A 12655-nucleotide genomic window follows, 5' to 3' on the forward strand; every position below is an offset into this window, starting at 1 on the left:
TGCCTACGCAGTACCGACCACCAGGAAAGTAATGCCGTTTAGTCGCGGCGCGCCATTTTGGCTTCAATCGAATGCTGGGTGTGGGGCACGGCCCGCAGGCGCTCTTTGGGAATGAGCTTGCCCGTGCCGATGCACACGCCGTAGGTACCGTTCTTGATGCGAACCTGGGCATTTTCCAACTGCTGAATAAACTTCATCTGGCGCGATGCCAGCTGGTTCATGCTTTCCTTCTCGGCGGTGTCGGCGCCGTCTTCCAGCACTTTGGCCGACGAGGCCGTGGTGTCGGTGCCGGAGTCGTTGCTGCGGTTCAGGGTCTCCTTGATGAAGGACAACTCCTTGCGAGCCGCCGTCAGCTTCTCCTGAATAATCTGGTCGAACTCGTTGAGGTCCTCCCGGGAATAGCGAATGTTGTCGTCGTTCATCGAATGGGTAAAAAAAGACTGCGAAGTATGGTATGAAACTGCCCCTTGCGCTGCATCGGCAACGCCACGGGCCGCTAAAAGGTTTAGCAGGCGCCAAAAACGACTTTTGCCTTGGCCCGAAGCCATTGCGTGCTTCATTTTGCGGCCGCAAAGTTACGCCTTTTAAAGCGCTTTTCCTTAACTGACTAAAACCCCAGCATTTGGATGGCCGCCACGGCGGCTTCCACGCCCTTGTTGCCGTGTTTGCCCCCGGCCCGGTCCCAAGCTTGCTCCAAGGTATTGGTGGTCACGAGGCCGAATATTACCGGTTTGTTAAACTTCAGCGCCACGTTGGTGATGCCTTGCGCCACGGCGTGGCAGATGTAGTCGTCGTGCTTGGTTTCACCCTGAATCACTACACCCAGACATATCACGGCGTTCATTTCTTCGTGCTGGGCCAAAAACTGGGCCCCCAGCGTCAGTTCGAAGCTGCCCGGCACGGTGTTGCGGAAGATGTTGTCGGGGTTGGCGCCGTGCTTCAGCAGCGTTTCGTAGGCGCCGGCGCTCAACACGTCGGTTATCTCGCGGTTCCAGTCGGCCACTACCAGCCCAAACCGCTTTTCGCTGATGTCGATGAAAGATGAGGCGTCGTAGTCGCTCAGGTTTTGGAGGGCAGTTGCCATGAAATGATGCGTAAAAAAGCGTCATCCTGAGCGCAACGAAGGACCTTATCACGGTTGAACGGGTTGCGTTCGGGTGCGACAAGGTCCTTCGCTGTGCTCAGGACGACGATGGGGTTGAAGCTTTATTTGGCCAGCTTGGCCTTGTACTGACGGGCTTCGGCTACTTCCTGGGCCGTGGGGTACTCGTTGATGATGCGGTCGTAGGCTTTCACGGCACCGTCGGTGTCGCCGGCTACTTCGCGGGCCGTGCCCTCCTTCATCAGGTAGCCGGGCGAGAAGTACTCGTTGGCGTTGTGGTCGGCAGCTTTGGCGTAGAGGTCGGCCGCTTCCTTGGGCTTGTTGAGTTCCAGCTGCGCGTCGCCCATCAGGGCGTAGGCGCGGCTCTGCACCAGGTAGTCGTCGGAGCTGAAGTCTTCGAGGTAATCGAGGGCTTCCTTGAACTTGCCTTGCTTCAGCGAAGCTACGCCGGCGTAGAAGTTGGCCAGGTTGCCGGCCTTGGTGTTGCCGTACTCGTTGGCCACGGTCACCAGGCCCGGCGCTTTGCCGTCGCCCTTGATGGCTTTGTTCAGCGAGTCGGCCTCCCAGTTGTTCACGGCGCGGAACATGCTGGACTGGGCTTTCTGGTCCTGCTGGTTGCGCCAGGTGTAGTAGCCGAAGCCGCCCACCACCGCCAGCACCACCACTGCCAGTATAGTCAGCAGCACACTGCGGTTGTTGCGCACAAAGTCCTCCGACTCGGCCAGGCGTGCAGCCAGGGCGTCCGGGTCTTCCAGCAACGGGTTTTCGGCCGGCAGGTTCTCGGCCGGTGCCAGCGGGTCAGCGGGCACGTTCTGGGTTACTTGCCCCTGGCGGGCCTGCTGGCTTTTGCCAGTGTAGGGAATCTTCGACATATCAGAGAAGCTGCTAGCTATTAGCTGTCAGCTGCTAGCTTGTTATTTAAAATCAGGGGGCTTAGAATCTGTAAAGCTAACAACTGGCAGCTATTAGCTCACAGCTATGCCTATTTAGTCGTGGATATAGGGGTAATCTTCCTGCACGTACACGTCCTTATAAAGCTCGTCGGGCGTGGGGTAGGGCGAATTCTCGGCAAATTCCACCGATTCGGCCACCTGCGCTTTCACGCGCTCATCAATGGCTTCGAGGTCGGCTTCCGTCGCCATGTTGTTGGTGAGGATGGTGTGGCGCACGGCTTCGATGGGGTCGCGGTGACGGTAGTTTTCCAGCTCTTCCTTGGTGCGGTACTTGGCCGGGTCGCTCATCGAGTGGCCCTTGTAGCGGTAGGTCTTGAACTCGAGCAGCGTGGGGCCTTCGCCGGCACGGGCGCGCTCGGCGGCGCGGGACACGGCTTCGTGAATGTCTTCCACGCGCATGCCGTTCACCGGCTCCGACGGCATGTCGTAGCTCAGGCCAATCTTGTAGAGGTCGGTCACGTTGGAGGTGCGCTGCACTGAGGTGCCCATGGCGTAGCCGTTGTTCTCAATCACGAAGATGACAGGCAGCTTCCACAACATAGCCATGTTGAAGGCCTCGTGCAGCGCTCCCTGGCGCACCGCGCCGTCGCCCATCGAGCAGATGCACAGCTTGCCGGTCTTGTTATACTTCTCGGCAAAGGCAATGCCGGCGCCCATGGGCACCTGGCCGCCCACGATGCCGTGGCCGCCCATGAATCCAACCTCCTTATCGAACATGTGCATCGAGCCGCCTTTGCCTTTCGAGCAGCCGGTGGCTTTGGCAAACAGTTCGGCCATCACGGCATTGGGCGAAGTGCCCAGGGCCAGCGGGTGGGCGTGGTCGCGGTAAGCGGTGATGTACTTATCACCTTTTTCCAGCGCCGACACCTGCCCCGCCACGCAGGCCTCTTGGCCGATATAGAGGTGGCAGAAGCCTTTGATTTTTTGCTGACCATATAGCTGGCCGGCCTTGTCCTCAAACTTGCGCATGAGCTGCATTTGCTCGTACCAGCGCAGGTATGTTTCCTTTGGGAAGTCCGTGCCAGCCTTGGCCTCCTGAGAGAGGTCCGTGCCAGACGCGCCCATCTCAGGGGCATCGGTGCCGGGCATCACCGGGTCGGGTTGGCCACCGGTAGTGGCGGCGTTGCCTGTTGCTTTGGCTGCAGCTGCGCCATTAGATGCTTTCGGTTTTTTGGAAGCAGCTTTTACTTTCGTATCCGCCATAGCAATTTCAAGGAAAAGAATATTTCGCGTTGGGAGGGCGAAATTACGTAAAAGTGCTGGCAATACCGAACCTTATGACCCTCGACTCCCTCCAGCTGCTTTTTTTTAAAAACTACGACGACGCGGCGCTGCGCCTCTCTCCCGGCCTCAACTGCTTCATCGGCGACAATGGCAGCGGGAAAACCAATCTGCTCGACGCCATTCATTATCTGTCGCTCACCAAGAGTGCCATCACGACTTCCGATGCCCTTTGTATTAAGCAAGGCGCTGATTTCTTTGTAGTTAAGGGAGTTTTCACGTCAGAATTACCTTCCAGTCCTGAAACTATCCAAGTCAGTCTTCGCTCAGGCCAAAAAAAGACCCTCACCCACAACAAGCAAGCATATGAGCGTATGGCCGACCACATTGGCCGCTACCCGGCCGTGTTGATTTCGCCTTACGATACCGACCTCATTCGCCAGGGCAGCGAGGAACGGCGCAAGTACTTCGATAGCCTCATGGCCCAGCTCGACCACGAGTTTCTCGAATTACTCATTGCTTATAATGCCCTGCTTCGCCAGCGCAATGCGGTGCTTAAACAGGGTAGCGACCGGCCTGCCCATGGCTTCGACCGCGAATACCTGTTGGCTCTTGACGAGCAGTTGGCACCCATTGGCCAGCAGTTAACCGTTCTACGGGAAGCTTTCCTGGCCGAGTACGTCCCCATTTTTCAGCGGCACTATCGGCAGCTGGCAGATGGCCGGGAGGTGGTTACCCTTACTTATAAGAGCCAGCTGATTGGCGTCGACTTCGCAAAATTGCTTCGGATGAATGAGCGGCGCGACTTTGCCTTGCAACGCAGCACCACCGGTTCACACCGCGACGACTTCGTTTTTCTCATGGACGAGATGCCCGTGAAAAGCCACGCATCCCAAGGCCAGCAGAAGTCTTTCGCTATTGCCCTGAAGCTAGCCCAGTTTGAGATGCTTGCGGCCAAGCAGCAGCATAAGCCGCTTCTGTTACTAGATGACATCTTCGACCGCTTAGACGACAAACGAATTGCGCGTCTCCTCGAGTTGGTAGCCGACGAGACTTTTGGGCAGGTATTTCTGACCGACACCAACCTTGAACGCACCGACCAGGCCCTGGCCAGGGTTACTATTCCCATCCTCCGTTTTCGGGTACAGGATGGCAGCGTAGCGCCCGTTTAGCGCGGCTCTGGAGCTACCTTTGCGCTGTAAATAATGGGCTCCTGAGCCCGCGCGTTTAGGTTGATATTCCTGTGAAAAAGCCCCCCTCCTCTTCCCGCACCGGCGACATCTCTCTCAAAGAAGGACTCGAAGCGTTGGTTCGGACCTACCGTTTGCAGGGCAAGCTCAATGAGGTGACGGTGGTGTCGAGCTGGGAGCGGGTAATGGGCAAAGCCGTGGCGTTGAAAACCCAGGAAGTGTACGTCAACAAAGGACGCCTGTTCGTGCGCCTCACTTCCGCGCCTCTCAAGCATGAGCTTCTCATGGCAAAGACACGCGTAGCCGAACTTATCAATGCCGAAGTGGGCGAGACGGTGGTTACGGAAGTTATTTTTCTGTAAGGGCGCCTCAGTGCTTTTCTCACCCTGCTGCCTCCCGCATTTCCATGCGACTTAAGTAAGGACCTTACGGCCCTTCCCCTTCTTTCCTGCGCCTCGCTAATTGCCTTTGCGGATGTCAGTCTATTCGGCTGCTACGCTGACACTGTCAAATTACAGTAGCGAGATTTCTGTTAGCGCCGTTGCAGTGTAGCGCCACCGTTCTGTTTCTCGTTTTGACCGCACCTCCTTGGGATGAACAAAAATGTTTCACGTGGAACATTTTTGTCACTTAGGCCCATACACCTTCAACAGGAGGTCATTGTAGGCTTCTAGAAGGGCAATGTACTTGGACTGTAGTATTAAAAGTTGCTTAGCCGGGTCAGAATCTGCTGTTTGAGTATTTGTTACACGCGGCGTTACAGCTGATGTAACAACATGTTTTTGAACAGGCGTTACAAACGAAAGACTAGATTGCTGTAACGATGTAAAATCATTTGAAAAGTCGTGATTTATTATATCACCAATCTTTTTTACAAAGCTGTAATCAACTGTCTCTTCTTTGAATTTACGGTAAATGGTTGGACGTGTAATACCCATTTCCTCTACGATACGCGTAATGGAAATACCGCTGTTTTTGATGGCATCCTGCAGGATTTCGCCTTGATGTGGCATATTGAGAGTGTTGCGTAACGCTGATGCAAATATGTTACCTGTAATCTTATAAAACAAAAATGTACGAACAAAATGTGTACAGCACAGAGTAAATTAATTACATTTTACAAGAACAATACACAATACGTTTACAATGATGCAGTGTTACAAATTACTGTTACACGTGTTACATTATCAACTGTGTTACAATAATTAAATTAGCAAGTTTGGTTACACTGGCTGGGTTTGTGCTACCCACAAAGCTTCTCAAGAAAATAATTAGTTTATAATGGGTAGCCAAGGAGCGATAAAAGCCGGTTGGGGTAATCGGTAGTGATACCGTCCACTTCGAGCCGAATCAGGCAGTCCATATCAACTGGTGTGTTTACAGTCCAGGGAACAAGACGAAGGCCGGGAAATGTGGCACGGAGGGCTGTAACAGCAGCAGCAGAGACAGCATGGGAATCGGGCCCCAAAGTGGTTGGCACGAAACCTAACTGTTGGATGCCCTCGACCCATGGCTGATGCGCTTCGACAAGAAGGCAGGTAGCGAGGGAGGGCAAAGAGTGATGGGCCAGCTGCAGGATGCGCGCATCAAAACACAGAAGTGTGGTGCGCGGCAGCACTGCCATGGAGGACAACTCAGCCAGTACCAATGGCAAAAATTCGGAAGGCGGTGGCGAGAAAATATTGTCGAGCTCGGGGCTGCTTTTTATCTCGATGGAATAACCAACCGGGGGGCGGCCCAATCGGGAAGTTGCGCTTTCTACGGCGGCCAGAACTTCTCTCAGTAGGGGCTTGTGGGAAGGAGTAGCTACCTGCTCAGGGAAGCCCGGATGCGGCTGCCCACAGTCGCATTGGCGAATGGTAGCATAAGGCATCTGGTACAGGTTGTGCTGCTGGGGAGGCGTGCCCGTGGCAATAGGCTGCCCCAGCGGATTAAGGCAGAACAGCGGATTGAGCCAGGGCTCGTGCGAGACGACCACCTGCTTATCGGCGGAGATGACAACGTCCAGTTCCAGTACGTCAACGCCCAACGCCAGCGCGTGAAGGAAGGCCGGGATGGTGTTCTCGGGGCGCAGGCCCCGGCAGCCGCGGTGGCCATGGATTTCGGGCCGATGATGAAGAGGAGAAATCATGGGTAGTGGTGGATGGAATAACAGAAAACGAACCGCTAATGGGCCCGCCGGGATGTGCGGCGGAACGAGGGTACTGGCTACTTATAAAGCGTGCTATGGGTACTTTTGCGGCTCACTTATCAAGCATACGCTTTCATGAAAAAACTGCTGCTACTTATACTGTTGCTGGCGCTGGGTGCCGGAGGCTATTACTACTACCGTAGCCTGAAGACTGGCCCTAAAGGCGCATTGGTATCGGCCGCGGCGGCGGTGCAGGCCCACGACATGGCTTCGTTTGAAAAATACGTGGACGTGAACAGCGTCACCTCGCACTTAGTAGATGATGCGGCGCAGCAGAGCTCGGCGCTGACGTCGCTGTTGCCGGGCGGCAGCCTGATGATGGGCGGAGCGCTGCGCATGCTCAAGCCAACGCTGGCAAAAGCCGCACGCCAGGAGGTGCAGCGCTACGTAGAAACGGGCTCACTGGAGGCCGCTGCTGCCGCTGCACCCAAGCGGCTGGTGAACATCTCGCTGACCGGCCTGGCTGGCCGCGTGGTGGGCCCGGAAAGCGAGTTTAAAGGCATCAAGTACACCCGAGAGGAAGGCGACAATGCTTTCGTTGGGATAGAGGTAACGCAGCCGAAGTATGACACCACGATGGTGGTAGAAGTGAAGATGCGCCGGCAGGGCGACCATTGGCAAATGACGCAAATCACGAACAGCGGCGAGTTGCTGCGCGGCGTGGCCCGCCTGGAAAAGCAGCGCTTGTTGAATCGATAGCTGGCCGCTTCAGCCTCGCACACGGCAGCAAAAAAGCCCCGACCAGATGAGGTCGGGGCTTTTTGTTTTTAGGCAGGGCAGGATGCCTACTTACGGCCCGAGAAGAGGAAATAGATAATGGAACCGCCGATGGGAAAGAACCAAATGATGACGCCCCAGATGAGTTTCTTGCCCAGGCTCCAGTCCTGCTTCAGCAGGCTGATGACAGCGGCAATGGCGAGAATGAGGTAGATAACGCCGGCAATGGAAAGGCTACCGTTGTCGTTGTAGCGGCTGCAGGAAGTGGCCAGCAGCATGAGGGGCAGCAACAGGGCCGTGAGTGGCAATCGTGAGGCGAAGTGGCGAAGGGTATTCATGATAAGAAGGACAAGGTGAAAGATTGAACTTGCCCCTCATTACGCAACGCTACGCAAATAGATTATCCAAAAGCAATATTTATATGTTAAATATCTGTAAATCAAAACTTTGACTGAATAAACAAGCCGATTTGCTGCATGAAAGCCGGACCGGCAGCCGGCAGAAGGGCCAGCAGCAGCACCACGCCGTAGAGGGCGCCGTAGAAATGGGCGTCGTGGTTCACATTGTCGGCCCGGCGGCGGGCCATGTAGTAGGAATAGGCGAGGTAGAGGAAGCCAAACAGGAAGGGCTGGATGGGGAAGGGAATGGGGAAGATGATGATGCCCCCGCCATTGGCGCTAACGGGCATTAGCACGATGCTGGCGAATAGCACCGACGCCACCCCGCCCGAAGCTCCCAGGCTGCGGTAGCCGCGGTCGTCGCGGTGTTTGAAATAAGTGGGCAAATCGGAAAGGATGATGCCGCCCAGGTAGAGCAGCAGGAACAGGCCGAGGCCGGGTAGCTCGCCATAGCCATCATACAAAGTCCCGAGCACCACCGGGGCGAAGGAGTAGAAGGCAAACATGTTAAAAAACAGGTGGGCGATGTCGGCGTGCAAGAAGCCGGAAGTGAGCAGCCGGTACCATTGCCCACCGGAGCGAGCCATGCGGTAGGGCTCCATTATCCAGGAATCCATCAGTTCCTGCTTGGACCAGGCGTAGACGGAGATGGCAACTGTGAGGCCGATGATGATGAGAATGGGATTGAGCACGGGATATAGGAAAGTAGCACAGGCTTTGGTCTGCGCAAGGAAGAAAGGCACAAGCGTGGGCCTGGGCTAGGAGGCAATAAAGCACCTAGCTTTCGCGGTCCATGAGCTGAAGCGCCAACTGATGCAGGGGTTGCTTGCGCTCATTTGGGGCCGCTACGCGCTCCAGATGCTGCAAGGCATCTTGGAAGTAGTCGTTGATGAGAGCTTCCGTCTGAGGGCGAATTTCGAGCTCGTCGTAGATGGCCCGCACGGCCTGGACTTTGGCTTCGGCATCGGGCACGGGCTGGCCGATGTGCTGGGCCAAGGTAGCCTGCTGGGCGGGGCCGGCCTGGGCCTGGGCGGAGAGCAAGAGGAAGGTTTTCTTGTCGGAGATGATGTCGCCGCCCACGCGCTTGCCGAAGGTGGCGGCGTCGCCGTACACGTCGAGCAGGTCGTCGCGCAGCTGGAAGGCCAAGCCGATGTCGGTGCCGAACTGGCGGAGGTGCTCGGCGTCTTCTTCTGAAGCGCCGGCGAGGCGGGCCCCCAGCTCTAGGCAGAAGCCGAGGAGGACGGCCGTTTTCAGGCGAATCATATCCAGGTATTGGGCGATGCTGACCTGGGGTTCGGTCTCGAAGTTCATGTCCCACTGCTGGCCTTCGCAGACCTCGGCGGCCGTCTGGCTGAAGCGGGCGAGGATGCGTGGGAGCAGCGCGGGCGGCACGTCTAGGAACAACTCGTAAGCGCGCACCAGCATCACGTCGCCGGAGAGGATGGCCACGTTGGGATTCCACTTTTCGTGCACGGTGGCCTTGCCGCGGCGCAGAGGGGCCTGGTCCATCAGGTCGTCGTGGAGGAGGGTGAAGTTGTGGAATACCTCCGTGGCCAGAGCCGGCTTCAGGATGCCGCTGAGGTCATCGGTGAAGAGGTGGGCGCCGAGCAGCGTGAGCAGCGGCCGGATGCGTTTGCCACCCAGGCCCATGATGTAGCGGATGGGGGCGTAGAGGGTATCGGGAGCTTGGCCGTAATCGAGTTCGGCGAGGGCGGCGGTGATGTTAGCGGGGAAGTCGGCTGGGGTCATAGGTGGTGCAAAGAACGAGGGCATCTGTCATTGCGAGTGAAGCGCAGCGGAACGCGGCAATCTGTCCTCTCGATGCGACCAGCCCTGAGACGCGACAACCCAAACAGACAAGCCCAGGTTATGGTAACAAGCCCTCGTACTCCTGCTCCACGTTTGCTAACGCTTCGCAGTCACAGTAGCCGCCAAAGTCGCCCAGCCATTGCTTAATGGGTTCAAAAGCTAGGTTGTGGCTGGCGGCGTATTCCTGAGCGAACCGTAGCGTGTCGTCGCAACCATGCTCCGACAGTTGCTGGTCAAGGTGGTCGAAAAAAGACTGCAGCGTCTCCTTATGCATCGGCAGCGCCGCGAGTTTCTCGGTGTTGGCGTTTTGCCGCAACTCGTTTTGAATGGCTTTACGGCGTTGCTTTTCTTCTTGGGATGGCATGGATGAAAGGCGAATACGTTCGGGATAAAACTAGACCAAAAAGCCCCGACTCTGGGTAGAGCCGGGGCTTGTCACATCTCAAGGTTGGTCGCATCGAGAGGAAGGATTGCCGCGGTTCGCTGCGCTCCCCTCGCAATGACAGGCGACGGCTAGCGGCGCTTGTTGCCCTTGTGGCCGCCCTTGCTGTGGCCCTTACCGCCGCTGTGGTCGCGGTAGCCGCGGGGCTCGCTGCTGCGCTGCTTGCGCTCGTCGGCTTCGCGTTGCTTCACATGGGCGGGGCGGTCGTCGACCAACTCGAAGTCGATGGTACGGTCGAGCAGGTTGGCGGATTTTACGACTACCATCATCTCGTCGCCGAACTGGATGATGCGCTTGTTGCGGCGGCCCACGATGCGGTAGTTGTCCTTGTCAAGCTCGTACTCGTCGCCGGGAATGTCGCTGATGCGGACCATGCCCTCGCACTTGTTCTCCTCGATTTCAATGTACATGCCGCGCTCCGTCAGGCCCGATACCACGCCCTTGAAGGTGTTGCCGATTTCATCAGCCATGAACTCGACCTGCTTGAATTTAATGCTGGCGCGCTCGGCGTTGGCGGCCAGTTTTTCGCGGGCCGAGGAGTGCTTACACTCTTCTTCCACGGGCTCGACGGCCACGTTCTTGCCGCCGAGCAGGTAGTGCTCCAACAGGCGGTGGGCCATCATGTCCGGGTAGCGGCGGATGGGCGAGGTGAAGTGCGAGTAGTGGTCGAAGGCCAGGCCGAAATGGCCGAGCGGCTCGGTGGTGTAAATGGCCTTGCTCATGGTCCGAATGGCCAGGCCCTGGAGCACGTTTTGCTCGGGCTTGCCCATCACCTCGGAACTGAGGTTGTTGAGCTCGGTGCTGATTTTTTTCGGGTTTTCGAGCTTGAGCTTGTAGCCGAATTTCTGGGCGAAGAGGGCGAAGGTTTGGAGGCGTTCGGGCTCGGGCGCGTCGTGGGTGCGGTACACCATGGTGAAGCGCGGCTTGGTCTTTTTGAGGTTGAACACGAACTCGGCCACCTTGCGGTTGGCCAGCAGCATGAACTCCTCAATCATCTTGTGGGCGTCCTTCCGCTCCTTCACATACACGCCGAGGGGCTTGCCGTTCTCGTCGAGCCGGAACTTCACCTCCTGGGTTTCGAAGGTGATGGCCCCCTGCTTGAAGCGCAGCGCACACAGCTTATGCGCGATGCCGTTCATCAGATTTATCTCCTCGGCGTAGTCGCCCTCCTTGCTTTCGATGCGCTCCTGGGCCTCCTCGTAGCTGAAGCGGCGGTCGGAGTGAATGATGGTTTTGCCGAACCACGACTCGTAGAGCTTGCCGTTTTCATCGAGCTCGAACACGGCCGAAAAGGTCAGCTTGTCCTCATGCGGGCGTAGCGAGCAGAGGCCGTTGCTCAGGCGCTCGGGCAGCATCGGAATCACGCGGTCGACGAGGTACACCGAGGTGGCGCGGTGCTTGCCCTCGCGCTCCAGCTCGGTGCCGGGGCGCACGTAGTGGGTAACGTCGGCGATGTGCACGCCGATTTCCCAATGGCCGTTTTCCAGCTTCTGAATGCTCAGGGCATCGTCAAAATCCTTGGCGTCGGCGGGGTCGATGGTGAAAGTGGTGATGTTGCGGAAGTCGCGGCGGCGGGCAATTTCATCCTCCGCAATGACCTCGCTGATGCCTTCCGATTCCTCCTCCACTTCCGAGGGGAATTCAAAGGGCAAGCCGAACTCGGCCATGATGGCGTTTATCTCGGCTTCATTGCCGCCGGCCGCGCCGAAGTTGCGGATGACCTCGCCCACCGGCTGCCGGCTGCTGTCCTCCGGAAACTCATTGATGCGGACCAGCACCTTGTCGCCGTTGCGCGATTCGTGCAGCAAATGCGGCGGCACGAACACGTCGAAATACACCTTGCGGTTGTCCGGCTTCACGAAGCCGAGCGTACCCTGAATCTGGATGCGGCCCACGATTTCGGGGCGCACCCGCTTGAGGACTTCCACCACATCGCCCATCGGTCGGCCGTCGCGGGAGCCGCTACGCAGGCGCACCCGCACCACATCGCCCTGCAGCGCAAACTTGAGCTGGTCGGTGAACACGCGGATGTCGTCGTGCTCGCCCGTGCCCTCCGGCACCACGAAGGCGAAGTTGGGCGTGGCCAAATCGACGGTGCCGATGACGGTGTTCGAGGGGGCGCGCTCGGGACGGTCGTCGCCGTCCACGTAGTCGAAGCCAGCCGAGCGGCGGCGGTGCACGATGGGGTCCTGACCGAACTCGGCCTGTACCGAACGGTTGCGGGGCGGGGCAATGGGCGAGTCGCCTTTTTTGGTTGATTTCCGGGCGCTGGACGGCATCAAAGCCGCCGCCACGGCGTCGGTATCGGCGAGGCGGTATTCGTCGTTTTGGAGCAGTGTAATGAGGCCGTTTTTGCGCAGCACCTTGATGTGGGCAAAAATCTCCTCGCGCTGGCCCTTGGTCGTGACGCCGAGACGGCGCGAGAGCTGGCGGTAGGCGAGGACTTTGGTGGGGTTGTCGGCGAAGACGCGCAGGACTTGGTCTTGGGTGATGGCCGCGGGTTCGGGCTTTTCGCGCTTGGCGCGGGGAGCCCGGGAGTTTTCGGGGGTATTCATTTGGGTAAAAGTGGCCGCCGAAAAGTGGTTTGGTCGCAGGCGGCGAGAGCGGAAAAATGAGTGGCTGGCTGGGCCGC

Annotated in this window: 14 protein-coding genes; 3 read left to right on the top strand and 11 right to left on the bottom strand. The window is 57.7% G+C overall.

What is annotated here, in order from left to right; translation table 11 throughout:
• Nucleotides 1–38 precede the first annotated feature (38 nt).
• From MUN81_RS00985 to pdhA, 4 genes are all read right to left on the bottom strand, one after another.
• Complete coding sequence (locus MUN81_RS00985; protein ID WP_190926318.1) at nucleotides 39–422, bottom strand: TraR/DksA C4-type zinc finger protein; 384 nt, start codon at nucleotides 420–422, stop codon at nucleotides 39–41.
• A 185-nt stretch (nucleotides 423–607) separates the two neighbouring features.
• Nucleotides 608–1084 (bottom strand): 6,7-dimethyl-8-ribityllumazine synthase, encoded by a 477-nt coding sequence (ribH, locus tag MUN81_RS00990; RefSeq protein ID WP_245114542.1) that lies wholly within the window; start codon nucleotides 1082–1084, stop codon nucleotides 608–610.
• Between the two features lie 122 nt (nucleotides 1085–1206).
• On the bottom strand, nucleotides 1207–1974 hold the full coding sequence (locus MUN81_RS00995; RefSeq protein ID WP_245114543.1) for a tetratricopeptide repeat protein: 768 nt from the start codon (nucleotides 1972–1974) through the stop codon (nucleotides 1207–1209).
• A 114-nt stretch (nucleotides 1975–2088) separates the two neighbouring features.
• A complete protein-coding gene (gene pdhA / locus MUN81_RS01000) occupies nucleotides 2089–3120 on the bottom strand; it encodes a pyruvate dehydrogenase (acetyl-transferring) E1 component subunit alpha (RefSeq protein ID WP_245117442.1) in 1032 nt (343 codons plus the stop codon).
• Between the two features lie 212 nt (nucleotides 3121–3332).
• Between pdhA and recF the strand changes: the two genes are divergently transcribed.
• Both recF and MUN81_RS01010 read left to right on the top strand, forming a co-directional pair.
• Complete coding sequence (recF, locus tag MUN81_RS01005) at nucleotides 3333–4448, top strand: DNA replication and repair protein RecF (RefSeq protein WP_245114544.1); 1116 nt, start codon at nucleotides 3333–3335, stop codon at nucleotides 4446–4448.
• Nucleotides 4449–4519: 71 nt separating this feature from the next.
• A complete protein-coding gene (locus MUN81_RS01010; RefSeq protein WP_245114545.1) occupies nucleotides 4520–4828 on the top strand; it encodes a DUF721 domain-containing protein in 309 nt (102 codons plus the stop codon).
• 264 nt (nucleotides 4829–5092) lie between these two features.
• On the opposite strand, the gene MUN81_RS01015 is transcribed toward MUN81_RS01010, so the two are convergent.
• Nucleotides 5093–5536, bottom strand: a complete 444-nt coding sequence (locus tag MUN81_RS01015; protein ID WP_245114546.1) for a helix-turn-helix domain-containing protein — start codon at nucleotides 5534–5536, stop codon at nucleotides 5093–5095.
• 206 nt (nucleotides 5537–5742) lie between these two features.
• The gene (locus MUN81_RS01020) at nucleotides 5743–6597 is read right to left on the bottom strand and encodes a glycerophosphodiester phosphodiesterase family protein (RefSeq protein ID WP_245114547.1); all 855 of its coding nucleotides are present in this window, start codon (nucleotides 6595–6597) and stop codon (nucleotides 5743–5745) included.
• A gap of 135 nt (nucleotides 6598–6732) precedes the next feature.
• Here MUN81_RS01020 and MUN81_RS01025 point away from each other — a divergent pair, with 135 nt between their 5' ends.
• The gene (locus MUN81_RS01025) at nucleotides 6733–7356 is read left to right on the top strand and encodes a hypothetical protein (protein WP_245114548.1); all 624 of its coding nucleotides are present in this window, start codon (nucleotides 6733–6735) and stop codon (nucleotides 7354–7356) included.
• Between the two features lie 86 nt (nucleotides 7357–7442).
• Here MUN81_RS01025 and MUN81_RS01030 read toward each other — a convergent pair whose 3' ends face one another.
• The 5 genes from MUN81_RS01030 to rnr all read right to left on the bottom strand — a co-directional run bounded on the left by MUN81_RS01030 (nucleotide 7443) and on the right by rnr (nucleotide 12578).
• Nucleotides 7443–7712, bottom strand: coding sequence for a PLD nuclease N-terminal domain-containing protein (locus tag MUN81_RS01030; RefSeq protein ID WP_190926304.1), 270 nt, complete (start codon nucleotides 7710–7712; stop codon nucleotides 7443–7445).
• Nucleotides 7713–7813: 101 nt separating this feature from the next.
• A complete protein-coding gene (locus MUN81_RS01035) occupies nucleotides 7814–8464 on the bottom strand; it encodes a rhomboid family intramembrane serine protease (protein ID WP_245114549.1) in 651 nt (216 codons plus the stop codon).
• An 85-nt stretch (nucleotides 8465–8549) separates the two neighbouring features.
• The gene (locus tag MUN81_RS01040) at nucleotides 8550–9521 is read right to left on the bottom strand and encodes a polyprenyl synthetase family protein (RefSeq protein ID WP_245114550.1); all 972 of its coding nucleotides are present in this window, start codon (nucleotides 9519–9521) and stop codon (nucleotides 8550–8552) included.
• Nucleotides 9522–9639: 118 nt separating this feature from the next.
• Nucleotides 9640–9945 carry a DUF2695 domain-containing protein gene (locus MUN81_RS01045; protein WP_245114551.1) on the bottom strand — a complete coding sequence of 102 codons (306 nt, stop codon included), beginning with the start codon at nucleotides 9943–9945 and terminating at the stop codon, nucleotides 9640–9642.
• Between the two features lie 149 nt (nucleotides 9946–10094).
• Complete coding sequence (gene rnr / locus MUN81_RS01050) at nucleotides 10095–12578, bottom strand: ribonuclease R (RefSeq protein WP_245114552.1); 2484 nt, start codon at nucleotides 12576–12578, stop codon at nucleotides 10095–10097.
• Between the last annotated feature and the right edge of the window lie 77 nt (nucleotides 12579–12655).

Origin of the sequence: Hymenobacter sp. 5317J-9, from assembly GCF_022921075.1 — a bacterium.
Classification (GTDB): Bacteria; Bacteroidota; Bacteroidia; order Cytophagales; family Hymenobacteraceae; genus Hymenobacter.

Excerpts from the sequence above, each read along its gene's own strand:
- MUN81_RS00985 (WP_190926318.1), bottom strand. The coding sequence starts at position 422 with ATGAACGACGACAACATTCGCTATTCCCGGGAGGACCTCAACGAGTTC.
- ribH (WP_245114542.1), bottom strand. The coding sequence starts at position 1,084 with ATGGCAACTGCCCTCCAAAACCTGAGCGACTACGACGCCTCATCTTTC.
- MUN81_RS00995 (WP_245114543.1), bottom strand. The coding sequence starts at position 1,974 with ATGTCGAAGATTCCCTACACTGGCAAAAGCCAGCAGGCCCGCCAGGGG.
- pdhA (WP_245117442.1), bottom strand. The coding sequence starts at position 3,120 with ATGGGCGCGTCTGGCACGGACCTCTCTCAGGAGGCCAAGGCTGGCACG.
- recF (WP_245114544.1), top strand. The coding sequence starts at position 3,333 with ATGACCCTCGACTCCCTCCAGCTGCTTTTTTTTAAAAACTACGACGAC.
- MUN81_RS01020 (WP_245114547.1), bottom strand. The coding sequence starts at position 6,597 with ATGATTTCTCCTCTTCATCATCGGCCCGAAATCCATGGCCACCGCGGC.
- MUN81_RS01025 (WP_245114548.1), top strand. The coding sequence starts at position 6,733 with ATGAAAAAACTGCTGCTACTTATACTGTTGCTGGCGCTGGGTGCCGGA.
- MUN81_RS01030 (WP_190926304.1), bottom strand. The coding sequence starts at position 7,712 with ATGAATACCCTTCGCCACTTCGCCTCACGATTGCCACTCACGGCCCTG.
- MUN81_RS01040 (WP_245114550.1), bottom strand. The coding sequence starts at position 9,521 with ATGACCCCAGCCGACTTCCCCGCTAACATCACCGCCGCCCTCGCCGAA.
- MUN81_RS01045 (WP_245114551.1), bottom strand. The coding sequence starts at position 9,945 with ATGCCATCCCAAGAAGAAAAGCAACGCCGTAAAGCCATTCAAAACGAG.
- rnr (WP_245114552.1), bottom strand. The coding sequence starts at position 12,578 with ATGAATACCCCCGAAAACTCCCGGGCTCCCCGCGCCAAGCGCGAAAAG.